This window comes from Pseudonocardia endophytica (assembly GCF_004339565.1).
GTDB classification, from domain to species: Bacteria; Actinomycetota; Actinomycetes; order Mycobacteriales; family Pseudonocardiaceae; genus Pseudonocardia; species Pseudonocardia endophytica.
In genome coordinates this window covers 3,460,803-3,485,505 of sequence record NZ_SMFZ01000001.1, presented here as the reverse complement: position 1 = coordinate 3,485,505, position 24,703 = coordinate 3,460,803, and the positions used below count along the sequence as shown (strand labels likewise).

Genomic DNA, 24,703 nt, shown 5'->3' with positions numbered 1-24,703 from the left:
CGCGCACGTACGCCGCCCGACCGTGAGGACCGAGGCCGCCCCGGATGACGACAGCCCCCACCCATCAGCGAGGTCACGTGCCCGACACGAACGCCCGCTCCGTGACGAGCGGGCCGACGTTGCTGCAGCGGGTGATCATGCCCCGTCCGGCGGACCCGACCGCGGTCCGCGCGCTCTACCTCGACGAGCGCTCCGGGGCCACGCTGTCGCCGGTCGAGCCGCTGCCGGACGAGACGAGCCGCGCGATCACGCTGACCGTCTCGTCGACGGGCGGGCGGAGGACCCGGGTCACGTCGCGGACGACGGCCGTCGTGCCCGCGCAGACCGAGGTCTCGTTCGGCTCCTACTTCAACGGGTTCGCGGCCGGCTACTGGCGCGCGTGGTCCACGCTGACCGGCATCACGCTGAGGCTCGACGTCGAGGGGGCCGGCCGGGTCGACGTCTATCGGACGAAGGCCGACGGCTCGCAGATCTACGTCGGCGGCGAGCTCGTCTCCGGACGGCGGCTCGTCGAGATGGACCTGGACCTGCGCCCGTTCGAGGACGGCGGCTGGTTCTGGTTCGACCTCACCACCGACGAGGGCGAGCTGACGCTGCACGGCGGCGGCTGGCACGCGCCGGTCGAGGCGCCCGGCCGTGCGGCCGTCGCGATCGGGATGCCGACGTTCAACCGGCCGGCCGACTGCGTCGCCACGCTGACCGCGATCGGCGAGGACCCCGAGGTGTTGGACACCGTCGTCGCCGTCGTGCTGCCGGACCAGGGCACGCAGAAGGTCCGCGACGAGGCCGGCTACGAGCAGGCCGCCGCCGTCCTCGGCGACCGCCTGAGGATCGTCGACCAGCCGAACCTCGGCGGGTCCGGCGGCTACGCGCGGATCATGTACGAGGTCCTGCACGGGACCGGCGGGTCGCAGGGGATCGACTGCGAGCAGATCCTCTACATGGACGACGACATCCTGCTCGAGCCGGACTCGGTGCTGCGTGCCGTCGCGTTCTCCCGGTTCTCCCGCCAGCCGATGCTGGTCGGCGGCCAGATGCTGTCGCTGCAGGCGCGCTCGCAGCTGTCCACGATGGGCGAGGTCGTCGACCGCAACCAGTTCATGTGGCGCAGCGCCCCCAGGACCGAGAACCACCACGACATGGCCGAGCAGCCGCTGCGCCAGTCGCCGTGGCTGCACCGGCGGGTCGACGTCGACTACAACGCCTGGTGGATGTGCCTGATCCCGAAGGCCGTCGCCGCGGACCTGGGCCTTCCGCTGCCGCTGTTCATCAAGTGGGACGACGCGGAGTACGGCCTGCGGGCCCGCTCGCGCGGCTATCGCACGGCCACCGTGCCGGGCATCGCGATCTGGCACATGTCGTTCATCGAGAAGGACGACTCGTCGGACTGGCAGGCGTACTTCCACTACCGCAACCGCCTGGTCGCCGCCGCGCTGCACGGCCCTGACGACCCGAAGGCGATCCTGCGGGAGACGTTCAAGCGGACGCTGCGGCACCTGATGCTGATGGAGTACTCGGCGGTCGCGCTGCAGATCAAGGCGTTCACCGACTTCCTGGCCGGGCCGGAGGCGCTGTTCCCGAAGCTGCCGACGGCGCTGCCGGAGATCCGTGCCGTCCGTGCCGAGTACGACGACGGCCGCCCGCTGGACTCGGCGACCGACGTCCCGCTCGCGGATCTCGACGCGCTGGGCGCCCAGCTGTTCCCGGAGCCGCCGGTCGGCCGTCTGAAGGCGGGCCTGGGACTGGCGCGCGGCGTGCTCCGTAACCTCAGGACGCCGAACCCGGAGCTGCGCGAGCGCCCGCAGCGCAACGTGCCGTGGCGCAACGCCCAGTGGTTCGTGCTGGCCGGTCTGGACTCCGCGACGGTGTCCACCCCGGACGGTCGGGGCGTCACGTTCCGGCGCCGTGACCCGGCGATGTTCAAGCGGATGGTCACCGAGTCGCTGCGGCTGCACCGCGAGGTGGACGCGGGCTGGGCCGGCCTGCGCGAGCGCTACCGGAAAGCCCTTCCGACGCTGACGAGCCGGGACGGCTGGAAGCACGTCTTCGAGTGAGCACCGCGACGGCGGCGCCGCCGGTCGGATCCGACCGGGAGGCTCCGCCGGCCCGTCCGAGGTGGACGGCCGTGCTGGTGCTCGGCGTGCTCACCTCGCTGCTCGGGCTGCTCGCCGTGCTGGCGCCGGTCCAGGCGAAGGACCCGGTCGTGACCTGGCCCGCGGCCGGGCAGGCCCCGGCCTCGACGGTCGTGCCGCTGTCGCCGTACCGCCCGCTCCAGCTGACCGCCGACGTCCCGTGCGACACGGCGCGGGCGGTCCAGGGCGACGTCCTGCGCACGATCCCGGCGTCGGTGAACGCCGCGGAGGGCCCTGGCCTGTTGGTGTCGACGGCGGATGGCCGGCTCACCGTCACGTCGTCCGGCCAGCAGCTCTACAGCGGGCCGGTCGGTGACAGCGCCTGCTCCTACCGGCTGACGGCGGACGCGTCCGGCACCACGCTGCTGCGCGACGGCGCCCCGATCGCCGAGCGTCCGGGCCTGGACCCGCCGCAGGTCGCCGAGCTCGCGACGGCCGCGACCGGGAACGCGGCCACCGGCCTGCGGGTGCAGCTGCACACCGACGCGCGGTACGAGTCGTCGCCGTCGACGTCGAAGACCGTCCTGCTGGTGGCGCACCTGCTGGCGCTCGCGGCACTGCTGGTCGTGGCCTGGCGGACGTGGCGGGAGACCGCCCGCCCGGTGACCCGGCCGCGGTTCTCACCGGCCGACGCCGTGGTCGTCGTCGCGTCCGCGGCGTGGGCCGTGCTCGGACCGGTCAACATCGACGACTCGTGGTACGCGCTGATGGCGCGCAACGCGGACGCGGCGGGCTACGTCGGCAACTACATCTACCAGTTCGACGTCACCGAGAACCCGTTCTCCACCAGCCAGTACCTGATGCAGTTCTGGGGCTCGATCGGCGAGGCGATCGGCGTGCCCGGCTGGGGCCTGCTGTGGCTGCGGGTGCTCCCGGTGCTGTACGGGATCGGCACGTACGCGCTGCTCCGGGCGCTGCTGTGCGTCCTCACCGGACGGATCGGCCGGCGGCCAGGCGTCGTCTGGGCGCTCGCCGCGGCGCACCTGCTCTGGTTCATGGCCTACGGCATCACGCTGCGCCCCGAGCCGGCGGGCACGGTCGCGACGGCCGGTGTGATGCTGCTCGTCGCGCTCGCGCTGCACCGGCGGTCGCTGGGTCCGCTGGCCGCCGCCGTGGCGGTGGCCAGCGTCGGGGTGACGACGGCTCCGACCGCGCTCGTCGCGGCCGTCCCGCTGCTGTTCGCCGTGCCGCTCGTCTGGTCGCGGCTGCGCGCCGCGTCCTGGACCGGGCGGCTCGCGATGGTCGCGGCCGCCGTCGGTGCGGCGAGCATCGTGGTGCCGCTCGGGTTCTCCGACGCGACGCTCGGCGACGTGCGCGAATCGGTCGCCGTGCACCGCTGGTACTACTTCCAGTACTCCTGGTTCTCCGAGATCGTCCACTACGCGAACCTTCTCGAGCCCGACGACCGCGGCGCCTGGGGCAAGCGGCTGCCGGTCCTGCTGCTGCTCGCCGTGCTCGTCGCCGGCCTGGTGCGGCTCGGACGCCGGCGCGGCACGGGCGGTCCCCTCGGGCGCGCACTCGGCTGGGCGCTGACGCTGGGCGCGCTCTCGCTCGTCGCGGTCGCCGTGTCGCCGACGAAGTGGGTGAACCACTTCGGCGCGGTCGCCGCGCCGGCGACGCTGCTGCTGGCGCTGGCACTCGTCCGTACCCCGGTGCCACGACGGGTGCCGGCGCGGGTGCTGGCCGTCGCGACGGCCGCCGTCGGGGTCGCGGCCGCCGTCTCCTACGCCGGACCGAACCTCTGGCGCCCGTTCGGGGACTGGGGGCAGCCGTTCGGCAACCACTCGGTGCTCGGAGCGCCGATCAACACCGACTCGATGGCGCCACACCTCGGACCGCTGACGTTGCGCAGCCCGGTGCCGTGGATCGCGGTCGCGCTGGTGGCCGTCTGGTGGATCTACCGCAGGCGCCGCGCGGGCAGGCCCTCCGGGTTGACCCCGGACCGCGCGGTCCTCGGCACGGCGCTGTCCGGCGGAGTCGTGCTGCTGGCGCTGGTGTTCGCCGTCGCGCCCGTGGCGCAGGCGCCCGGCGCGTCGGTGGCGTCGATGAACCTGGCGACGTTCGCCGGGCGCGGCTGCGGGCTCGCCGACGCCGTCGGTGTCCTCTCGCCGACCGACCCCGCGCTCGGCCCGCCCGCCGGGCCGGAGACGCTCTCCGGTGACCTGCGGCCCGGGATCCCGCCGCAGCGCAGCGCACCACCCGCCGTGCCGACGGCGCAGGTCTGGCACGACGACGTGCCCGGCGGCTCCGGCACCGGCGCCGTCACGTCGGGCTGGTACCCGCTGCCCGCCGGGGGCGACGACCGCTCCCTGATCGTCCCGGCCACCGGCGACCTGCGTTCCGGGCAGTCGATCGCGCTCGAGTTCGGTACCGGACCCGTCGGGGCCCCGACGGCGACGGCGCGGACCGAGCTCGGCCTGCCCGGTGAGAAGAAGGCCGACTGGACGGACCTGACGGCCGAGCTGTCCGGCGTCGACCTGCCCGGCCCGGTGACCGCGGTGCGGCTCGTCGCGTCCGACCGGCTGGCGGACTCCGACAGCTGGTTCGGCGTCGCGGCGCCCTACCTGGCGGCGCCCCGCCCGGCGTCCGAGGTGATCGGTGACAGCCCGGTGTTCGCCGACCAGGCCTCCGCCGCGCTCTGGCCGTGCGCGAACCAGATCACGATCGCCGACGGCATCGCGCAGGTCCCCGCGTTCCGGTTGCGCACCGGCGACGACCTGGAGGGCGCGACCGAGGACAACTCCACGTTCACCGCCAACGGCGGCACCCTGGCCGGGATCGACCGCTCGGCCCGCTACGTGGAGATCCCGTCGGCGCTCGATCCGCCGGGCGGACGTGCGATGTTCGCATGGGGCCACGTCGAGCGCGTCGTGACCGACCATCCGGCCGGCCTCTACGACCTCGACGTCGGCACCGTCGAACGCTGGGGCTGGACCCGCCTGCCCACGCTCGCCGGGAAGGACTACACGGGCCGCGACTTCCTGGGTTGACGCCCGGGCTGCTCAGCGCTCCTCGGTGAGCCCGTAGAGGCGGGCCCAGTTCTCGCGGGCGGTCAGGCGCGGGGCTGCGTCACGCCACTGCTGCGCGACGGCACCGCCGTCGGTCCACAACCGACGCACCGTGCCCGTCGCACGCCGGACGAGCTCCTGCTGGCGATCGCGGTCGCGGGTGCGCACCCGGACGCCGGTCTCGGCCATGTCGGTCACGATCGCGCGCTCGAACAGCGACACGAACCACCAGTGCGCCTCGCCGGCCGGGACCATGCCGGTCCGGAACGGCACCCGCCCGGTGGCCTGCAGCAGCAGCCGCTTGCCCCAGGTCCGGACCATCTTCGACGGCTTCCCGGGCGGAGCCAGGTGCACCTGCGTCTCGCGGAAGTCCAGCCCGAGCTCGTCGATCGGGACGGCCTTCGTCTCCGGGTACTCGGCGCGGATCCGGCGGATCTCCGCGGCGGCGTGCGCCGATCCGTCGTCGAGCACGGACGGGCCGTCCAGGAAGTCCTCGACGGCCTGCAGCAGCGTCGCGGCCAGCCCGTACTGCATCGCCACCAGGTACTGCGCCAGCAGCTCGATCACCGTGCCGGTCACGACGCGCCGGTCGAACCCGGTGCGCAGGGCCGCGGTGATCAGGCCGTTGCGCTGGTTGAAGTAGCGGTGCCACTCGTCCCAGTCCTTCCAGCCGAAGTCCGCGTGCCAGACCCCTGCGCCGGGCAGCGACACCGTCGGGAAGCCGTGCTCGCGGGCCCGGTAGCCGAACTCGACGTCGTCCCACTGGAAGAACAGCGGCAGCGGGTACCCGACCGCGCGCACGATCGCGGCCGGGATCAGGCAGGACCACCAGCCGTTGTACTCGGTGTCCACGCGCCGGTCCTGCACCATCGGGAGCAGGCGCTCGTCGCGGCCGAGCAGGTGCGCCTCGCGCATCGCGCCGGGGACCGGGATGCCGACCTTCATCTTCTCCGGCAGCGCGTACTCCGCCGTGATGTGCACGTGGTCGGGGTGCAGCAGGTTGAGCATCTGGCCGCCGACGATCGTGGGGTGCGTCGTGCACGCCGCGAACCCGGTCAGGCGGACGACGATCTCCGGCTCGAGCAGTACGTCGTCGTCCATCAGGAGGACGTCGTGGTCGGACTCCGGTGCCCCGGCGGTGGCCTCGAACAGGCCACGGGTGAACCCGCCCGCGCCGCCGAGGTTCGGCTGGCGCTGGTAGCGCAGCTTCGCCCCGAGCCCGGCCATGACCTCGGTGAACCGGTCGCGGCTCTCCAGCGGGTCGGTGCCCTGGTCGACGACCCGCACGATCTCCAGCCGCTCCAGCGCCTCCGGGTCGTCGCCGAGCGCCTGCAGCGTGTTCAGACAGTCCTCGACCCGGTTGAACGTGCAGATCGTCATCGACGTCGGCCTGTCCGCGGCCTGCCGAGGAACGCTCCACCGGACGTCGGAGACGGTCAGCTCGCCGACGTCGGTGACCATCTCCAGCCACATGCCGCCACCGTCGAGGAAGCGGTCGATCGCGCCGGTCAGCACGACCTCGCCGGAGCCGTCGACGTTCGCGACGGCGACGGTCCGCGGCACCTTGTTCGTGTCCGACGCCATCAGCCGCACGCGGCCGGTGCCGGCGGCGTGCAGATCCACCCGCACCTCGCGCACGGCCGTCCAGCGCTGCCAGTACGTCGCGTGCAGCCGACCCCAGTACGTGTTCGTCGTGACGAGCGTGCCGGGCGTCAGCCGGATCCCGGTGCGCTCCCGGCGGGCGGTGCCGCGCAGTACCTCGGCGTAGAGGTCCTCCGGCACCAGGTCCGACGGGCCGGTGAACGGCCCCCGCTGGACGAGAAGGCGGCCCGCCCCGTCGTCTGCGGGCGCGCTCACCTCCGGCTCCTCGGTCGGTGCGTCGTTCTCTGCGGCGCGAAGCATGGGGGCAGGCCCTCTCGGGTCGTCCGGCGGTGTTCTGGCGGCGATGGGGTCAGCCTGGCAGCACGGGCGGTTCCGGCGGCGGCGGGCCGATCGTCCTGACCTGCTGCCAGCCCCACATCGTGCGGCTCCCGGTCGTGACGTCCGGCGGCACGACGCCCGCCGTGTACGGCTCGACCAGCCGGAACTGGCCCCAGTCGAAGTCCCATGCTCCCGGAAGGTAGGTCGGGACGTACCGCTGGGTGGCGATCTGGTCCATCCAGGACAGCGTGCCGCCCGCACTCACCGAACCCTGCCCGTCGCCCGGCCCGCGCTGCTGCGGGTCGGCCAGCACGCGGTAGGCGGGGACCTCGGCGATGCCCGCGTTCGTGTCGTAGCGGCGCAGGCACGGGCTGGTGAACGCCGCGGGCCAGTCGATGTAGCCCGGTCGGTTGCCGACGAGCTGCGTCAGCGGCGTCAGGATCGGGACCCGCGGCTGGGCCACGGCGATCCACGTGTTCGGCGGAGTGCCGCCGTCGGTGGCGATGACGCGGACCCGGTCGGCGTCCGCGGCGGGACGACCGGCCAGGTCGAGCCGGACGTCGCGCCAGGCCCGGGTCCCCGCCGAGTCGCCCTCGAGGTCCGCCACCGTCGCCACGGTGCCGCTGGTGCCACCCGGCTCGATCTCGTCGACGATCTGCTCGCCGCCGTCCGGTGTGGACCGCGAGAACTGCAGCGTCAGCTCGTTCCCCTCGCCGACCACACCGGCGATCCCGAGCACGAGCGGCGCGGACCCGGACCGGGCCGCGGCAGGCAGGCGGTACCAGCCGGACCGGTACTCGCCGACGGCGTTCGGCGCGCTGCTGTAGCTGCCCATGATCGGGCCGCCCTGCGGGCCGGTGCCGCTGATGCTCGGGGAGCGGTCGCCGGTGCCGTCGGTGTCGCGCAGCGACCCGGGACCGGACGGCGGGAGACCGGACGCCGAGAAGCCCGTCGCCTGCGGCGCGTCGTCCGGGTTCGAGCCTGCCGGGATCGACTGCAGCACACCCGCCTGCGGGTCGGTCTCGACCTGCAGCCGCCCGGCGAGGCCGCACTGCGACATCGTCGGGTCCGAGATCAGGTCGGCGCCGAGGGAGTAGCTGCCGATCTGCTTCTCCATGCCCTTGGCCAGCGACGCCACCTCGAACAGCACCATCAGCGCGCATACGACGGCGATCGGTGCGGACCCGAGCCGGACGGCCTGGGCCTGGGACAGTCCCCGCCGCCTGCGCTTGCGGGGCCTGTCCTCGGTGGTCAGCACCGGGCGGGGGATGTCCGGTGTGCGCAGGTGTTCGACGACGCCGACCACCAGCGACAGACCGGCGAGTATCAGGAGCAGCTCGGTCGCCGAGTACCCGGCGATCGAGGGTGGTTTGTCGAACCAGGGCACACCCCAGTTGGAGACGTACCACCACGAGTTGGGTCCGACGAACGCCAGAGCGGTCATCGCGAGCACGGCGGACAGGAACAAGGCCTGGTTGCGCCGCGAGCGCAGCACCCCGGTGCTCGTCGCCAGCGCCGCGAGTGCGGCCATGCCCGCCCCGAGCGCGGCGAACGCACCGAAGTGGTGGGTCCACTTCGTCGGCGTCAGCGCGAGGACGGCGAACGAGAGGACGGTGCTCCCGATCAGGCGCCGGGAGAAGCCGAGTGCGGCGCCGGGGATCCGGCCGCGCCGCAGCAGCACCATGCCCGCCACCGCGGTGCACAGCCAGAGCAGCAGCACCGGGAAGCGGCGTTGCAGCGAGCCGTCCTGGTTCTGGGCGAACAGTGCCTGGTAGCGGACCAGCTCCTGGTACCAGTACAGGTTCGGGCCGATGTCGGTCCGGACGCGGGTCGCCTCGGCGATCGTCGCCCACGTCTGGTCACCGAAGATCGCCACCAGCACGATCAGCCCGGCGGCCAGGAGCGGGCCGAACGTGGACAGCCACCCGGTCCGGCGCGCGCGCTCGGTGAGCAGGCGCAGCAGCGGGCGGGCGGCGGCCAGGAACGGCGCCAGCGCGATCAGGCCGGTCGGCGTCGCCGCGACGGCGAACGCGGCGGCGATCAGCGCCCACGCGACCGGCGTCAGCCGACGGATCGCGATCGCGCGCTCCAGCATCACGAACGACAGCAGTGCCGCGATCATGACCGGGGTCTCGGGGCGCAGGCCGTTGTCGAACGGCATCCAGAAGCACAGGAACACGCCCGCCGCGGCCCAGCCGGCCGACCGGCTGCGTCGCACCCGGGTGCCGAGCCGGGGGAGCAGTGCACGGCTGATCAGGAACCAGGACGCGATGCCCATCGCGAGTGCCGGTAGCCGTAGCCACAGCACGGACTCGGAGACCCCGCTCCAGAGCGAGTACAGCTGGTAGAACCAGCCGAACGGGGCCTCCGGCGCGTTGAACCACCGGTAGTAGTTGCCGATGTAGCCCGACGAGTCGGCGCCACGGGAGATCGCGAGGATGTAGCCGTCGTCGGAGGTCATCGAGCCGATCACGGCCCAGACCGCGAGCACGACGACGACGAGTGAGTCGCGGACGATGTCGCGTCCCTGCAGCGCGCGGGACAGCCGCCTGCGGTTGTGCAGCACGCGACGGGCGTCGCGGTCGTCGAGCCTGCGCAGGAACCACAGGCTGCCGGCCAGCGCCAGCACGGCCAGGACCGACGCGACGACCTTCAGCGTGCTGGACACGCTGTCGTAGCGGTTGTCCGCGTCGAAGCGAACCGATGTGCCGGCGACCGGGTCACGTGCCTGGTCCAGCGAGGAGTACACGCCGGTGACCTGCGGCCGGTTGTCGCCGTCGAGCCCGAACAGCTCCTGACCGCCGAGCGTCGCCGCCGTCCGCGCGGCGTCGGAGGTGATGGCCAGCGAGCAGTCGCCCGCCGGGAGCGACCGGGACGCGACCTGGATGCCCCGGTTGTCGACCGACAGCGTCCCGTTGTCGACGCTGACGCGCATCGCCACGGCCGCCCCGATCGGCGACGCCTGGGGAACCGTCGAGAACACGGTCGCCGGCCCGTCGGTGCGGGCGTCGAGGCTGCGGATCCCGGCGCACCCGAACGTCGCGTCCATGGTCTCCGGCCGCAACGTGACCAGTGGTGCGTCGACGGGTGCGGTGCCGGTCTGCGCGGACGGCCAGTTGACCTCGGCCGTCTTCTGGTCGACCGGCAGGAACGGCACGGCGAGCGCGAGAACTGCGGCGAGCAGACCGAGACCGGCGGCCAGCCACCGGTCGGCGGGGCGTGGGCCACGGACCGGGGACACGGGTGTGTCCGGCCGTCTCTCGGCCACCTGGTCGGTGGTCAGCACCCGGTCGAGGCTAGACAGCGCGATCGGCCGACCGGGAAGTGCCCCACCGCCGCAGGCTTCCGCGATCCGTTCGTCGGCTTCGCCCGGCCGGGGTGTCAAGTCCGTATTCGCCCGACGGTCGACACGCAGCGTGACGAGCTGCGACATTCGGGCCTTGTTCGGGTGTCACCGGTGACGGTGGCGCGGACACCTCGTTGGCCCCCGATGTGAAGCCCCTCGTCACCGGCCCCACCGCGTCGGACCCGGACACCGCAGGACGGCCGGGCCGCGCGCCCGGCGGTGAGCTGCGGGCGTTGACCGGCCTGCGGATCGTCGCGGCGCTGTGGGTGGTGGCGTTCCACTTCCACTTCACCGCCCTTCCCGGCGTCACCGATGTGAGCGCCGTGCTCGGGCCGTTGGTCACCCAGGGTTCGCTCGGGGTGGACCTGTTCTTCGTGCTGAGCGGTTTCGTGATCGCGCACACGTACCTGGACCGGATGGGTCCGCGGCTGCGGCTGCGGTCGGCCGGTCGCTTCGTGTGGGCGCGCGCCGGGCGGATGTGGCCCGCCTACCTCCTCGTGTTCCACCTGTTCGGTGTCTGGCTGCTGATCCGCGCGACGTACGGCTCCGGCGGCGACATCGCGTTCCAGGCCGTTCAGCCGGACCTGTCCTGGGGCCAGTGGTTGCGGCAGCTCCTGCTGGTCCAGATGTGGGACCGGCCGTTCCTGGACGGGGCGTCCTGGGTGGGGCCGACGTGGTCGATCAGCGCGGAGTGGCTGGCCTACCTGCTGTTCCCGCTGACGGCGCTCGTCTTCTTCCGCCTGCGACGGCTGCCGGTCGTCGTGCTCGGGTTCGGTGCCCTGCTGGCGATGGCGCCGATGGCCGCGGCGTACCTCGTCGTCGGCAGCCCGTACTACCCGTTCAGCTGGCTGGTGCGGGTGCTCTGCGGCTTCTCGGCGGGCGTGCTGACGCTGCTGGCCGTGCGGCGCCTGACCGGATCGGCGCGGGCCCGGCGGATCGCTCCGACGACCGCGTGGGTCGCCCTGCTGGGAATCGTCGGCGGGCTGCTCGCCGGCGATGCCGCGGGCGGCGGGCTGCTGGGTCTCGTCGTCGTCCTGTTCCCGGTGCTGGTCGGCGCGCTGGCGCTGACCGAGCGGGGCCCCGCGCGGTGGCTGGGCTCGCGGCCGATGGTGCACGGCGGACGCATCTCCTACGCGCTCTACCTGGTGCACATCCCGATGTTCGAGATGTTCTGGCTGGCTCTTCGGAACGGGACGGGGGATCGGTTCGACGGCCTGCTGGCACCGGGCACGCTGTCCGCGCACGTCGTCGCGCTCGTCGTGCTCGTCGCGACGGTGCCGGTGGCGCACCTGCTCTACACGTTCGTCGAGCAGCCGGCGCGGGGGTGGATGCGCGACCTGCCGGGCGCCCGGCGGCGTACCCCGGCCGCCGTCGTGCCCGGACCGGCCGTCCCGACGGACGCGGTCGTCCCCGAGGGCGCCGGACCGGTCGACACCGACCGCGCGCGACTCGACCCGCCGACGCTGCGGGTGGCCCGGCCCCGGCCGTCGTCCCCTGTGGAGGAGACGGACCGCGTCGTCCTGCCGTCGCCGCTGCCGCGCCAGGCCGGTCCCGCCGACCCGGTGCCCGCCCTGGTCCGCCTGCACGACGCCCGGGACATGGCCCGCGCCGCCGGACACGGCGACGACCGTCACGGCGACCGCCTGGCCGGGAACCTGATGGCGGCCGCGCGGCTGCGGTCGTGGGCGCCCGCGCCGGAGGAGTACGCGAGCGACCGCTCGGAGCAGATCCGGGACGCGGCGCGGACGTCGGCCCCGGCGGGCCCGTCGCGCCAGGGCACCGGTGAGCCCCCGGCCCAGGCCGGGCCGGTCGACGACGGACCGCCCGACGACCGGTACGGCGACGACCGGGCGGACGACGGCTGGACCGGCGGCCAGGCCGTCGGCGACCCCGCCCGGCGGGATCGGGTAGGCGACCGGGGCTACGGGGACGGAGCGGCCGTCGAGGACGCGGACGTGCCGGAGCCCCGCGCCGGACGCTCCGGCGGAAGCCGGTCCGGTGTCGAACGCTGTGGTCGCAGCCGCAGCAGGCACCGCGCCCACGGCAGTGCGGCGACACCGATCGTGGCCGCCGCGGCGGCGGCCGTCCGCGGCAGGCGCCGGCCGGCCCACGGCCTGCCCCCGCGACACGCCTGAGACCGGAGTGCCCCGGCAGCGCGGCCGCCGGGGCGCTGGCGGCAGGATGGGTGGCCGGACCGCGCGGCACACGACGCGGTCCGGCCACCCCCGTCCCCTGCCGAACGGTGCGATGAGCCCCCTGACCGACCCGCTCCCTGCCCCGCAGGCCCCGGACGCCGTCGCCGTCGGCTGGTACGTGCGGCTGGCCCGCCACGAGCTCGGCCGCGGTCCCTACCTCGACGTCGGCGGCACGGACGGCGCGCTGCTGGCCGGGCTCGCCCGCTACGGGTCCGCGTCCGGGCTGGCCGCCACCGAGGAGGAGGCCGCGGAGCTGCGCGCCGGTGCGCCGGGGTGCCCGGTCGTCGTCGACATCGGGTTGTTGCCGGGGCCGGTCCGCGCCCTGACGGCCGTCGTCGTCCTGGACCGGCTCCCGGACGACGCGCTGGACTCCGACGTCGGCCCCGGCGGCTGGTGGCGCGCGCTGGAGCCGGGCGGGCGCGCACTCGTCGTCGCGGCGGACGCGGACGGGCGTGCCCGCGAGCTGCTCGGACCGCGCTGGCCGACCCCGCCCGTCCCGCGCGGGCACGCGCGGATCCGGGAGCTGCTCGTCGACGCCGGGTTCGCGATCGTCCGGGAGGGCAGCGACGGGCTGTCCCGCGGCCCGTACGGCCGGGTCCCGGTCGGGTTGGACCCGCGTGCCGCTCCGGCTGCCGCGCAACGCTCCGCCGGACGCCTGACGCTCGCGCCCGGGTCCGGCGAGTCGGCCGTGTTCGTGGTGCGCCGACCGGGCTGACGGGGTGAGGATCGGGGCATGACCGATCTGCTTCCCCTTGACCCCGACCAGCTGCTGTCCACCACCCGCTCCGTGCGCAAGCGGCTCGACTTCGACAAGCCGGTCCCGATGGACGTCCTTCGTGATGCCCTCGAGGTCGCGCTGCAGGCGCCCAGCGGTTCCAACCAGCAGGGCTGGCACTGGATCGTCGTGACCGATCCGGACAAGCGCAAGCAGATCGGCGACTACTACGCGGACTCCTTCAACGGCTACCGCAACTCACCGCAGTACGCGACGAACCACGCGTCCGGTGACGCGGACCGGCAGGCCACGCAGGGCCGAGTCGCATCCAGCGCCGAGTACCTCGCCGAGCGCATGGGCGACGTGCCGGTGCTCGTGATCGGCGCCCTGACGGCGTCCGCCGACCTGCCCGCGGCCAACCAGGCCGGGCTGTGGGGCTCGCTGCTGCCCGCAGCGTGGAGCCTGCAGCTGGCCCTGCGCGCCCGCGGGCTGGGCAGCGCCTGGACGACGCTGCACCTCAAGTACGAGAAGGAGATCTCGCAGCTGCTCGGCATCCCGGACGACGTGCGCCAGGGCGTTCTGCTGCCCGTCGCGTACTACACCGGCGACACGTTCAAGCCTGCCCCGCGCCAGCCGCTCGACGAGGTCCTGCACGTCGACGGCTGGTGAGGGCCTAGATCGGCAGCTTGCGGAAGATCGGGCGGGGCACGTGGCGCAGGGCGCTCATCACGAAGCGCATCGGCGCCGGTGCCCAGACCAGCTCCTTCCGGTTCCGCACCGCGTCCACGACGATCCCGGCCACGGCCTGGGGCGTCGTGGCCAGCGGTGCGGCGTCCATGCCCTCGGTCATCTTCGTGTGCACGAAACCGGGGCGCACGATCGTCACGGTGATCCCGGACGGCCGCAGCGCCTCGGTCAGCCCGGTGTAGAACGCGTCCATCCCGGCCTTCGTCGAGCCGTAGACGAAGTTCGACCGCCGCGCCCGCTCACCGGCCACCGACGAGATCGCGACGAGCGAGCCGTGACCCTGCTCGCGGAACCGCTCGGCCAGCGCCACACCCGTCGAGACCGTCGCCGTGTAGTTGACCTGGGCGAGCTCGACGGCATGATCCACCTCGGTCCAGCCGCGCTCGTTGTCCCCGAGCAGTCCGAACGCGACGATCGCGACGTCGATGTCACCGCCCGCGAACGCCTTGCGGATCACGTCGGCGTGCGTGTCGACGGCGTGCGCGTCGAACTCGAGCGTCTCGACGGCGCAGCCGAGGCCCTCCAGCTCGGTGCGCGCGGCGTCCAGGCGGGGGCCGGGACGCGCGGCCAGCACGACCCGCATCGCGCGGTCCGCCGCGAACGCGCGCACGCTCGCCAGCCCGATCTCGGACGTGCCGCCCAGCAGCAGGATGCTCTGCGGGTTTCCGACGGCGTCGATCATCTTCTGGGAACTCCTAGATCAGTTCGAGGCGGCGGGACATGTCGGAGGCGAAGCGCCCATCGGGGTCGACGGCGGAGCGGACCTTGCGCCACTCGTCGAGCCGCGGGTAGCCGGCGGCGAACGTCGACGGGCTGGTCCGCGACTCCTTGGCCAGGTACAGCCGCCCACCGGCGGCGAGCACCAGCTCGTCGAGCTCGGTGCAGAAGCGGGACAGGCCCGCGACGATCGGGTAGTCGACGGTGATCGTCCATCCGGCGAACGGGAACGACAGCGGCGCGGCGTTGCCCTCGCCGAAACGCTTGAACACGTTCAGCCCGGACTTGAACGGCGCCGCGGCGATCTTCTCGAGGATCTTCCGCAGTGCCTGTTCGGAGCCCATCGGGATGACGAACTGGTACTGCAGGAAGCCGTTCGGTCCGTAGATCCGGTTCCACTCGCCGAACGCGTCAAGCACGTGGTAGAAGGCCGTGATGTTCTGCACGGCGTCCCGCTGGCGCTTCGGGGCCTTGTGGAACCACAGCTCGCTGAACGCGCGCATCGACAGCCGGTTGGCCAGCCCGTTCGGGAACACGTCCGGGAACGTGAGCAGCTGCGGTGCGTCGAACTTCAACGGGTCGTGCTTGAGCTTGTCCGGGAGCTGGTCGACGGTCGCGAGCGACCCGCGAGTGAGCACGCTCCGGCCGAGGTTCGCGCCGGTCGACGTCGTGTCGAACCAGGCCGCCGAGTAGCCGTAGGTGTCGTCGCTGCCGTCGGTGAGCAGCTCGAGCAGGCCGTCCAGGTCGTCGGTCCGGTCGGTGTCCACGACGAAGTAGGCCGACTCGGTCCGGTGCAGCCGCACCTTCGCCCGGACGATCACGCCGGTCAGGCCCATGCCACCGACGGTCGCCCAGAACAGCTCCGACTCCGGCCCCTCCGGTGTCAGCGTGCGCACCGACCCGTCCGCCGTCACCAGGTCCATCGCGACCACGTGGTTGCCGAAGCTGCCCTTGGTGTGGTGGTTCTTGCCGTGCACGTCGGCGCCGATCGCGCCGCCGACCGTCACCTGGCGGGTGCCCGGCAGCACCGGCACCCACATGCCGTGCGGCAGCGCGACCCGCATCAGCGCATCGAGACTGACGCCGGCGTCGACGTCGACGACGCACGTGTCCTGGTCGATGTGGTGCACCCGGTCCAGCCCGGTCATGTCCAGGACGAGCCCGCCCGCGTTCTGCGCCGGGTCGCCGTAGGAGCGGCCGAGGCCGCGTGCGATCACGCCGCGGTGCCCGGCCCGGGTCACGGCGTCGGCGACCTCATGGCCGTCGCGGGGGGTGACGACCTCGGCGATGGTCGGCGCGGTCCGTCCCCATCCGGAGAGGGACTCGGTGCGACGCGCTTCCTGGGGACTGGACATCGCGGGCCAGGCTACCGAGAGCGCCTCCGGGCCCACGCGCCGCGTGGGATGCTGGCCCCGTGCTGGGTGTGACGGGGGAACGACGCCGTCCCCGGCACGCCCGGGAGACGGTCGAGGCGACGACGGCGGCGCTGCCCGTCGTGCGTCCGCGACGGCGGTGGGTCCCGCCGCTGCTCCTGGCTCTGGCCTATCTGCTGTTCTCGCTGGCGCTGCAGCACCGCGCGCTCGGCTCGCCCTCGACCGTCCTGATCGGACGCGTCACGGCCGACGCCGACATGTTCTCGTGGTGGCTGAACTGGGTGCCGTGGTCGGTGCTGCACGGCGAGAACCCGCTGGTCACCGACTACATGCACTACCCGTACGGCCTGAACGCGCTGTGGAACACGAGCGTGCCGCTGCTCGGTGTGCTGCTCTCGCCGGTCACGCTGACGGCGGGGGCGGTCGTCGCCTACAACGTGGGCGTCGTGCTCGGCCCGGTCGCGTCCGGTGTGGCGCTCGTGTTCGCGCTCCGGCCGTACGTGCGGGGCTGGGTCGCGCGGGGGATCGGCGGGGCGTTGTACGCGTTCGCGCCGTTCCACATGGCGCACGCCGTGGCCGGGCACCTGAACCTGACGTGGTCGCTGCTGCCACCGGTCCTGCTGCTGCTCGCGCACCACCTGTTCGGGGGATGGCAGCCGGCGGAGCATGCGGAGCCGGCGGGGCGGGTGAAACGAGCCGCTCCTGTTCGACGACCGTGGCTCCTCGGCGCGGTCACCGGGCTCGTGCTCGTGGCGCAGCTGGTTCTGTACACGCAGATGCTGGCCATCGGCGTCGTGTTCCTCGTGATGACCGCCGTCGTGCTCGCGCTGCGGTTCCCGCGCCGGGTACGCCCGGCGCTGCCGGGGCTGGCTCGCGCGGCCGCCGCCTGTGTCGGGGTCTTCGCCGTCGTCGGCGCCTACCCGCTGTACCTGATCCTGGCCGGTCCGGTGCGCCCGCGCGGATCGATCCGCAACATCGACGCGACCGGCGCCGACCTGGCCAACCTGCTCGTCCCGACCCGGATGACGGCGATCCGCCCGGCCCCGGACGGGCTCGCCGACGAGCTGGCCGGGCACGTCGGCGAGCAGGGCGGCTACGTCGGGATCGCGATGCTGGCGCTGGTGGTCGTCGCGGTGCTGGTCGTCCGGTCCACGGTCCTCCGGGTGGTCGCCACCGTCGGTGCGCTCGCGTGGTTCTGCTCGCTCGGCACCGGCGTCACGTTCCTCGGCGCGGCTGCCGGGATCACGTTGCCGTGGACGGTGATGCGGCACGTCCCGCTGCTGTCCGAGATCGAGCCGGTGCGGATCCAGGTCGTCGTCGGGATGTGCGTCGCCGTCGTCGTCGCGATGTGGATCGATCATCTGCCGACGGTCGCGCCGTCCGGTGCGGCGCGGATCGGTGCCGTCGCGCTGACCGGGTTCGCGCTGCTGTCCTGGATCCCGGCCGACGCCCAGGAGGTGCAGCCCGCCCCCGTTCCGGCCCTGTTCGCCGCGCCCGGAACGGCGTTCTCCCCGGACGACGTACTCGAGCTCTACCCGCGCACGACCGCGGCATGGGACGACGGCGCGCAGGGCCTGCGCTGGCAGGTCGCGTCCGGCATGGCGTTCCGGACGCCCGGTGGCTACTACATCGCGTCCGACCCCGAGGACGACGTGGTCATCGAGTCGGCGTGGAACCGCTACCAGATCGGCGCTCAGTGGGTCGCCGACGGCAAGAACCAACCGAGCGACCGCTACACCGCCGCCGCGGCGGGCGACCTGCGGGCGGTCGGCGTCACGGTCGTCGCGGTCGTTCCGCAGGACCCGGCCACCGACCCGGCGGTGCTCGACTGGTCCCGCCGAGTGACCGGCGACCCCGGCAGGTTCGACGGAGGGGTCTGGCTGTTCCGCCTCGGCCCGGGGTGAGGATTACCCTGCTCCGTGATGGAGCCGCAGCCCCCTGCCCCCGACCGGCGTGACGTCAGGATCTCGCACGCCGATCGCGAGCGCGCCGCGGAACGGTTGCAGCACGCGATGTCCGAGGGCCGGATCACGGTCGAGGAACTCGAGGAGCGGCTCGCGATCGTCTACGCCGCCCGCTTCGGCAGCGACCTCGTCCCGGTGCTGTCCGACCTGCCCGGCGACCCGCTGAACCTGTCGGCGAACGTGCTGTCCACCCCGGTCGGCCCACCGACCGTGCTGCGGGCCGGGATGCACGCGCTGAAGCGCACCGGTGACTGGGACGTCCCGGCGCGACTGCGGGTGCAGAGCTCCATGGGCTCCGTGCACCTCGACTTCTGCGACACGACGCTGCGCCACCCGGTGATCGAGGTGGAGCTGCAACTCGGTGCCGGCTCGGCGAAGCTCCTCGTGCCCGACGACGCCACCGCCGACGTCGACGGCATGGAGACCTCGATGGGTTCGGTGCGCAGCAAGGTCGGGTCCCGGCCGAGTCACGGGCACCCGCACTTCCGGATCTACGGCCGCTCCAGCATGGGGTCGGTGACGGTGCGCCGGAGGTTCGTGTTCGCCGGCCGGCACTTCTGAACCCGGTTCCGCGCCGCTGAGCCTCGCGCCGCCCCGCCCGTCTCCACCGGTGATCGCCCGTTCGGTGGCGATCGGCGCCACCCACGGCGCCGATCCACGCCCGACCGCCGATCACCGATGACTTCCGCTCGGCCGCGCGGTCGAACCGGGTAGTCACCGAGCCCGAGGAGCCGCCATGCCCACCGCCCCGTCCCGTGAGGCCCACTGGGCATTCGTCCACGCCGAGCGCGCCGCCCTCGCCGAGGACCTCGCCGGGCTGACGCCCGAGCAGTGGGCCGCGCCGTCGCTGTGTGGGCGGTGGAGCGTGGAGGAGGTCGTCGCGCACCTGACGGCGGCGGCGAGCATCGAGCGGTGGCGCTGGCTCCGCAGCATGATCGGCGCCCGGTTCGACGACGGCGTGCACAACGACCGCCGCCTCGCCGAGCACCGCGGCGCGACGCCGTCGGTGACGCTCGAGCGCTTCCGTGCGATCGAGACGAGCACCACCGGCCCGACGGGCGACACCGGCGCGTGGCTCGGCGAGATCGTCGTGCACGGCCAGGACATCCGCAGGCCCCTCGGGCTGCAGCGCACCCCGTCCGCCGAGGCGACGACCGAGGTGGCCCGCTTCTTCGCGAGCCGGAACTTCACCGTCGCCAGCAGGTCCGCGATCGAGGGCCTGCGGGTGGAGGCGACCGACGAGGAGTTCGCGACGGGTGACGGTCCCCTCGTGCGGGGCACGACGCTCGCGCTGGTCATGGCGATGGCCGGCCGGTCGTCGTACCTCGACGACCTGACCGGCCCCGGCGTCGAGACCCTGCGGTCGCGGATCGCCTGACCGCCGCGCGCCCGGTGTGGGGCGCGATCACCGGTAGCGGCGGCCCTCGTCGCGCCGGTACGCCCACACCGCGAGGCCGCCGAGGACGACCGTCCACACCACGAACATCACGACGGCCAGGGTCGACGGCGTCGCGCCGGACACCGTCCACACCACCAGGTCACGGGCTCCGCGCGAGGGCAGCAGCGACGACACGACCTGCAGCCAGCCCGGGAACAGATCCGGCGGGAGCAGCAGGCCTCCGCCGAACGCGATCGGCAGGAAGATCAGCTGGGTGACCGGGACGGCGGCCTTCGTCGGCAGCGAGTAGCCGATCGCCAGCCCGGCGAACAGGAACGGGATCCCGGCCACCAGCACGGCCACCACGCCGAGCAGGATCGTGCCGACCGGTGCGCTCGCCGACGTGAACAACGCCCCGACGGCCAGCACCGGGATGATCGAGACCACCCCGAACGTCAGTCCGACGAGCAGTCGACCGGCGATCCGCGCCGTGGCCGGTGCCGGGAGTGTGCGCAGGTACGGGTCCCACGGCTTCTCCCGGTCGTCGGCGACGCCGATGCCGAACGTGAACAGGAACCCGGTCAGGACACCGAACACACAGAGCTGCGCGACGGCCGTCGCCGACGCTGCGGGATCGGCCCCTGTGTCGAACGGCACCACGAAGAACAGCAGCGACAGCGCCGGGAACGTGGCCGAGGACAGCACCGCGATCGGGATCCGGAGCTGTTCGAGCAGCAGGTAGCGGTAGTGGGCCAGCACGGTGGCGCCGGTGCCGACCGGCAGCGTCGCGGTGGTCATCGGGACATCCCTGCGGACGTGATGGTCAGGAACGCCTCTTCCAGCGAGGCGCGGCGGACCTGGAGGTCGCTGAACGCGACGTTCCGGGTGACCAGCTCGCGCACGAGCGCGTCGGCGTCGGCGGTGTGCAGCTCCCAGGCGACGCCGTCGCGCTCGGTGTGGATCACGCCGTCGAGCTCCGGCAGGACGGGAGCGGTCAGCGTGACGCGGCTGCGCTTCACGAGCCCGCGGACGTCGTCGACGCTCCCGTCGGCCACCACGCGCCCGTTCGCCAGCACGACGACCCGCTGGGCCAGACTCTCGATCTCCTCCAGGTAGTGCGTGGTCAGAAGCACCGTGCCGCCGTCGGCGTGGAACGCGCGCACGCCCTCCCAGAGCGCGCGGCGACCGTCGACGTCCAGGCCGGTCGTCGGCTCGTCGAGCAGCACGAGCCGCGGCCGCCCGGCGAACGCCAGCGCCACCGCGAGCCGCCGCTTCTGCCCGCCGGACAGACTCCCGGTCTGCTTGCGCTCCAGCCCGGACAGACCGAACCGCTCCAGCAGCTCACCCGACGGCATCGGGTCCGGGAAGTGGCCTGCGACGAACCGCGCCACCTCGCCGACGCGCAGCGCGTCCGGCAGCCCGGTCTCCTGCGGCGTCATGCCGAGCGCCACCCGGTTCGCCGCCACCCGCGGATCGCCACCGAACAGCTCGATCGTGCCCGCGTCCGCCCGGCGCAGGCCGGCGACGAGACCGATCAGCGTGGACTTGCCCGCGCCGTTCGGGCCGAGCAACCCGGTCGTCGACCCCTCGACGACGTCCAGGTCCACACCGTCCAGCGCGACGGTGTCCCCGTAGCTCCGGGTCACCCCGGACAACCGCACCGGCATCATCGCGGCACCTCCGCGGTCGGGTCGAGCAGCGAGCGCAGCGTCGCCGTGTAGTCCTCGAACGCCCTCCGGCCGACGCGCGTCAGCTCCACGTAGGTCACCGGCGTGCGCCGCTGGTGGGTCTTGGTGATCGCGACGTACCCGGCGTCCTCGAGCTTGCGCAGGTGCGTCGACAGGTTCCCCGCGGTCATCCCGAGCAGCTCCTGCAGCCGCGGGAACGTCATCCGGTCCCCCTCGCCGAGCGTGGCCAGGCTGGCGGTGACCCGCAGCCGTGCCTGCGCGTGGATGACCGGGTCGAGCTCCGCGGCGGTCACCGGTTCGCCCGCCGGTAGCGGATCGACCGGTACGCACCGACCACGATCAGCGCGCCGCCCCCCAGCACGCCGACGAGCAGCGAGTTCCACGGCGCGTCGACGAACACCGCCAGCACCGCGATCACCTGGACGACGACGCCGAGGCCGAAGTCCAGCGTGCTCCGCCAGAACACCCCGCCCGCCGTGTACATCACGCCGACGACGAACACGAACAGCGCCGGCGCGATCGTCGAGCTGACCGGGTCGCCGAACCGGGCCATCCCACCGACGATCGCCCCCGTCGCGACGAGCGCGACCAGCCAGCACAGCCCGTACATCAGACCCTGCCGCGACGACGGCCCGGACACCCCGCGCCCGATCCGCCGGCCGAGCAGCGTGCTGGCCACGCTGCCGACCACGACCGCGACGAGCGTGGCGATCCCCGCCGCCCGCGGGTCGACGACGCCCTGTCCCGCCGCGAACCATCCCAGGCCGATGACCAGCCACAGCGCCCCCCATAGCAGGAAGAACGGCCCGATGTCCGGCTCCGTCCGTGCCTGCTCGCGCTCGATGATCGCCAGCGCGTCGGCGGCCGACACCGGCGCGCCGTCGTCGATCGTCCGCTCGTCCATCTCGTCCCCCAAGTCGTCTGCGTTGACAGCTACTTTGTAGCGCAAACTCGTTGGCGAGTCCAGAGGAGCGGGCCAGCCCCGGGACGTCCCCGGTCCGGCGCTACCCTCGACGGGTGACCGCCTCCGGGCCCTTGCGGGTCGACCCCACGGCCACGAGCCCCGCTCCGCGGAACGGTCTGTTCCGGCAGATCGGCAGCTTCGTCGTCATCGGCGTGCTGGCCGCGGTGATCGACTTCAGCGTCTACCACCTGCTGCTGAACCTCGGGCTCTACGTGCCGGTGTCGAAGGGGATCAGCTTCATCCTCGGCACGACGACCGCCTACCTGCTCAACAAGCGGTACACGTTCACCGGCTCCGACACGGGCGGCAAGGGCCGCTTCGCCGCCTTCGTTGCGTTGTACGGCACCACGTTCGCCGTCAACGTGGGCGTGAACTCCCTGGCCCTCGCCCTGATCCCCCTTCCCCCCGGCACACTGGCCGAGTCGGTCGCCTGGGTGATCGCCCAGGGCACCGCGACGGTGATCAACTTCGTGATGCTCCGCACCGTCGTCTTCCGCGCCCGCTGACGCCTCCGCCGCCCGCCGCACCCGGTGCCCCGGCGCCGCACCCCGTCACCCGCTGCCGCGCCCCGTCGGCCGTTGCCGCACTCCGTCGGCCGCTGCAGCACCCCCTGGCCCCGCGCCGCACCCCGTCACTTGGTGCCGCACCTGTCCTCGGCGTGCCGCACCGGTTGCAGCGGGTGCGACACGCCGGGCGGGGGTGCGGCACGTGGTCAGCCGAGTCGCTTCCGGAGCCGGGCGACCATCGCGCCGCTGCCGCATCCGGTCGGCCCGCTGCCGCACCCCGTTACTTGGTGCCGCACCTGTCCTCGGCGTGTCGCACCGGTTGCGGCGGGTGCGACACGCCGGGCGGGGGTGCGACATGTGGTCAGCCGAGTCGCTTCCGGAGCCGGGTGACCATCTCGCCGCTGCCGCACTCCGTCGGCCCCTGCCGCACCCCGTCACCTGGCGCCGCACCTGTCCTCGGCGTGCCGCACCGGTTGCAGCGGGTGCGACACGCCGGGCGGGGGTGCGGCACGTGGTCAGCCGAGTCGCTTCCAGAGCCGGGCGACCATCTCGCCGCTGCCGATCTCCTGCCACGTCCACCGGACGACGGTCAGCCCGGTCTCCCGGATCCGGTCCTCGCGCTGCTTCTCCCGCCAGACGACCTCGGCCATGTCCTCGTCGACGGCGGAGCGTCCCCGGCCGTACTTCACCAGGCCGTCGAACTCGCCGACGACACCGAGCTCGGGCCACCCGAAGTCGCCCCGGTAACGGGTGCCCGGGATGCGCCACTGGGTGACCGGCGACGGCAATCCCGCGACGTGTATCCGGAAGCGGCTCCGTGTCTCACCCGGGCTCTCGCTGGCGCGGTCCGCGAACTCGACGAGGCGGATCGCCGCGGCGGTTCCGCGCCGGCCGGCGAACCGGTCGAGACAGGCCGTCACGGCGCTCGCCGTCGTCGCGCCGGGATCGCTCTCGTCCAGGCGCTCGTTGCGGACGGCCCGGTGCAGTGCCCCGTCCGCCACGACGAGTGCCTGCTCGACGGGCAGGGTCCGGGCCAGGTCGGCGACGGTCCGCGCCGGCGAGGTCAGCCGCATCCCGTCGATCTCGACGATGTCCTCCGGAGGAAGGGGAGCGACGTGGACGTGCACGCTGGGTCGTCGTCGCCCGCCACCGGAGCGGTCACGGATCACGTGCAGCCGGCGGAGCGGTGTCCGCCACAGCGGTAGCCCGAGCAGGACCGCGGCCGTGGCATGGCCGTACACGGCTTCGACGGACAGCTCCGGCGCTGCTGCCCGGCTGCGGAGCTCGTGCTCCTCCACGGACGACGGGTCTGCCGAGTCCGCCCTCCGGTAGACCCCGCGCCGCACGCCGACCAGCACACCGACGCGGCGCATCCGGTCGATCTCCGCGTCGCCGTAACCGGCGGCCCGCAGTGCCGACCGGCGGAGCAGGCCGTCGGCGTCCGGTGCGATCGTCACTAGAGGTTCCACGCTCCTACGGTCTCTCGCCGACCGGTGGGCGGACCCGCTTTCCGCCGAACTGTGGACAGCCGGATCGGGTTGTGGACGGAGCTGTCGCACCCCTTCCCGGCGTGCCGCATCCGTCGCAACCGGTGCGACACGCCGACGCGGGGTGCGGCGCCGATTGGCGGGATGCGGCGCCGATTGGCGGGGTGCGGCAGCGGCCGACCGGATGCGGCAGCGGCGAGGTGGTCGCCCGGCTCCGGAAGTGACTCGGCTGACCACGTGCCGCACCCCCGCCCGGCGTGTCGCACCCGCTGCAACCGGTGCGGCACGCCGACGCGGGGTGCGGCGCCGATTGGCGGGGTGCGGCAGTGGGCGACGGGGTGCTGCAGCGGCGAGATGGTCGCCCGGCTCCGGAAGCGACTCGGCTGACCACGTGCCGCACCCCCGCCCGGCGTGTCGCACCCGCTGCAACCGGTGCGGCACGCCGACGCGGGGTGCGGCACCAAGTGACGGGGTGCGGCAGCGGGCGGTGGGGTGCGGCGCGGGGCTACGGGGTGCGGCGCGGGGCCAGGGGTGCGGCAGCGGCGGTGGGGTGTGGCAGCGGG

General features: G+C 73.5%; 18 protein-coding genes. 9 read left to right on the top strand and 9 right to left on the bottom strand.

Annotated elements, in window-relative coordinates:
* Window positions 1-77: 77 nt before the first annotated feature.
* Window positions 78-2,054 carry a glycosyltransferase gene (locus tag EV378_RS16095; protein WP_279389633.1) on the top strand — a complete coding sequence of 659 codons (1,977 nt, stop codon included), beginning with the start codon at window positions 78-80 and terminating at the stop codon, window positions 2,052-2,054.
* A complete protein-coding gene (locus EV378_RS16090) occupies window positions 2,051-5,122 on the top strand; it encodes an arabinosyltransferase domain-containing protein (RefSeq protein WP_132426005.1) in 3,072 nt (1,023 codons plus the stop codon). Before EV378_RS16095 ends, EV378_RS16090 begins: the two co-directional genes overlap by 4 nt.
* Window positions 5,123-5,134: 12 nt before the next feature.
* Here the strand turns inward: EV378_RS16090 and EV378_RS16085 are convergent, their stop codons facing one another.
* Window positions 5,135-7,042, bottom strand: coding sequence for a glycosyltransferase (locus tag EV378_RS16085; RefSeq protein ID WP_132426002.1), 1,908 nt, complete (start codon window positions 7,040-7,042; stop codon window positions 5,135-5,137).
* Between the two features lie 49 nt (window positions 7,043-7,091).
* Window positions 7,092-10,346 carry an arabinosyltransferase domain-containing protein gene (locus EV378_RS16080; RefSeq protein WP_165922304.1) on the bottom strand — a complete coding sequence of 1,085 codons (3,255 nt, stop codon included), beginning with the start codon at window positions 10,344-10,346 and terminating at the stop codon, window positions 7,092-7,094.
* A 194-nt stretch (window positions 10,347-10,540) separates the two neighbouring features.
* Here EV378_RS16080 and EV378_RS16075 point away from each other — a divergent pair, with 194 nt between their 5' ends.
* The 3 genes from EV378_RS16075 to EV378_RS16065 all read left to right on the top strand — a co-directional run bounded on the left by EV378_RS16075 (window position 10,541) and on the right by EV378_RS16065 (window position 13,985).
* Window positions 10,541-12,541 (top strand): acyltransferase family protein, encoded by a 2,001-nt coding sequence (locus tag EV378_RS16075; protein ID WP_132425996.1) that lies wholly within the window; start codon window positions 10,541-10,543, stop codon window positions 12,539-12,541.
* Window positions 12,542-12,653: 112 nt separating this feature from the next.
* Window positions 12,654-13,316, top strand: a complete 663-nt coding sequence (locus EV378_RS16070; RefSeq protein ID WP_132425993.1) for a hypothetical protein — start codon at window positions 12,654-12,656, stop codon at window positions 13,314-13,316.
* 18 nt (window positions 13,317-13,334) lie between these two features.
* A complete protein-coding gene (locus tag EV378_RS16065) occupies window positions 13,335-13,985 on the top strand; it encodes a nitroreductase family protein (RefSeq protein ID WP_132425990.1) in 651 nt (216 codons plus the stop codon).
* Window positions 13,986-13,989: 4 nt separating this feature from the next.
* Here the strand turns inward: EV378_RS16065 and dprE2 are convergent, their stop codons facing one another.
* Window positions 13,990-14,745, bottom strand: coding sequence for a decaprenylphospho-beta-D-erythro-pentofuranosid-2-ulose 2-reductase (gene dprE2, locus EV378_RS16060; RefSeq protein WP_132425987.1), 756 nt, complete (start codon window positions 14,743-14,745; stop codon window positions 13,990-13,992).
* A gap of 13 nt (window positions 14,746-14,758) precedes the next feature.
* Window positions 14,759-16,135 carry a decaprenylphosphoryl-beta-D-ribose oxidase gene (gene dprE1, locus EV378_RS16055; RefSeq protein WP_132425984.1) on the bottom strand — a complete coding sequence of 459 codons (1,377 nt, stop codon included), beginning with the start codon at window positions 16,133-16,135 and terminating at the stop codon, window positions 14,759-14,761.
* A gap of 59 nt (window positions 16,136-16,194) precedes the next feature.
* On the opposite strand from dprE1, the gene EV378_RS16050 reads away from it, so the two are divergent.
* From EV378_RS16050 to EV378_RS16040, 3 genes are all read left to right on the top strand, one after another.
* Window positions 16,195-18,057 (top strand): hypothetical protein, encoded by a 1,863-nt coding sequence (locus EV378_RS16050; protein WP_132425982.1) that lies wholly within the window; start codon window positions 16,195-16,197, stop codon window positions 18,055-18,057.
* Between the two features lie 18 nt (window positions 18,058-18,075).
* Complete coding sequence (locus EV378_RS16045; protein WP_243653487.1) at window positions 18,076-18,678, top strand: DUF1707 SHOCT-like domain-containing protein; 603 nt, start codon at window positions 18,076-18,078, stop codon at window positions 18,676-18,678.
* Window positions 18,679-18,853: 175 nt separating this feature from the next.
* Complete coding sequence (locus EV378_RS16040) at window positions 18,854-19,495, top strand: maleylpyruvate isomerase family mycothiol-dependent enzyme (RefSeq protein WP_132425975.1); 642 nt, start codon at window positions 18,854-18,856, stop codon at window positions 19,493-19,495.
* A 27-nt stretch (window positions 19,496-19,522) separates the two neighbouring features.
* Here EV378_RS16040 and EV378_RS16035 read toward each other — a convergent pair whose 3' ends face one another.
* Genes EV378_RS16035 through EV378_RS16020 form a run of 4 tightly spaced genes read right to left on the bottom strand, consistent with a single transcriptional unit; the run spans window position 19,523 to window position 22,087 of the window.
* Window positions 19,523-20,293 (bottom strand): ABC transporter permease, encoded by a 771-nt coding sequence (locus EV378_RS16035; RefSeq protein ID WP_132425972.1) that lies wholly within the window; start codon window positions 20,291-20,293, stop codon window positions 19,523-19,525.
* Entirely contained in the window at window positions 20,290-21,165 is an 876-nt protein-coding gene (locus EV378_RS16030) for an ABC transporter ATP-binding protein (protein ID WP_132425969.1), read from the bottom strand. Before EV378_RS16030 ends, EV378_RS16035 begins: the two co-directional genes overlap by 4 nt.
* Entirely contained in the window at window positions 21,162-21,476 is a 315-nt protein-coding gene (locus tag EV378_RS16025) for a transcriptional regulator (protein ID WP_132425966.1), read from the bottom strand. The genes EV378_RS16030 and EV378_RS16025 overlap by 4 nt, the downstream gene beginning before the upstream one ends.
* Window positions 21,473-22,087 (bottom strand): hypothetical protein, encoded by a 615-nt coding sequence (locus EV378_RS16020; protein WP_132425963.1) that lies wholly within the window; start codon window positions 22,085-22,087, stop codon window positions 21,473-21,475. Before EV378_RS16020 ends, EV378_RS16025 begins: the two co-directional genes overlap by 4 nt.
* A 113-nt stretch (window positions 22,088-22,200) precedes the next feature.
* Between EV378_RS16020 and EV378_RS16015 the strand changes: the two genes are divergently transcribed.
* Window positions 22,201-22,653, top strand: a complete 453-nt coding sequence (locus EV378_RS16015) for a GtrA family protein (RefSeq protein WP_132425960.1) — start codon at window positions 22,201-22,203, stop codon at window positions 22,651-22,653.
* A 515-nt stretch (window positions 22,654-23,168) separates the two neighbouring features.
* Here EV378_RS16015 and EV378_RS16010 read toward each other — a convergent pair.
* On the bottom strand, window positions 23,169-24,122 hold the full coding sequence (locus EV378_RS16010; RefSeq protein WP_207908684.1) for a type IV toxin-antitoxin system AbiEi family antitoxin domain-containing protein: 954 nt from the start codon (window positions 24,120-24,122) through the stop codon (window positions 23,169-23,171).
* Between the last annotated feature and the right edge of the window lie 581 nt (window positions 24,123-24,703).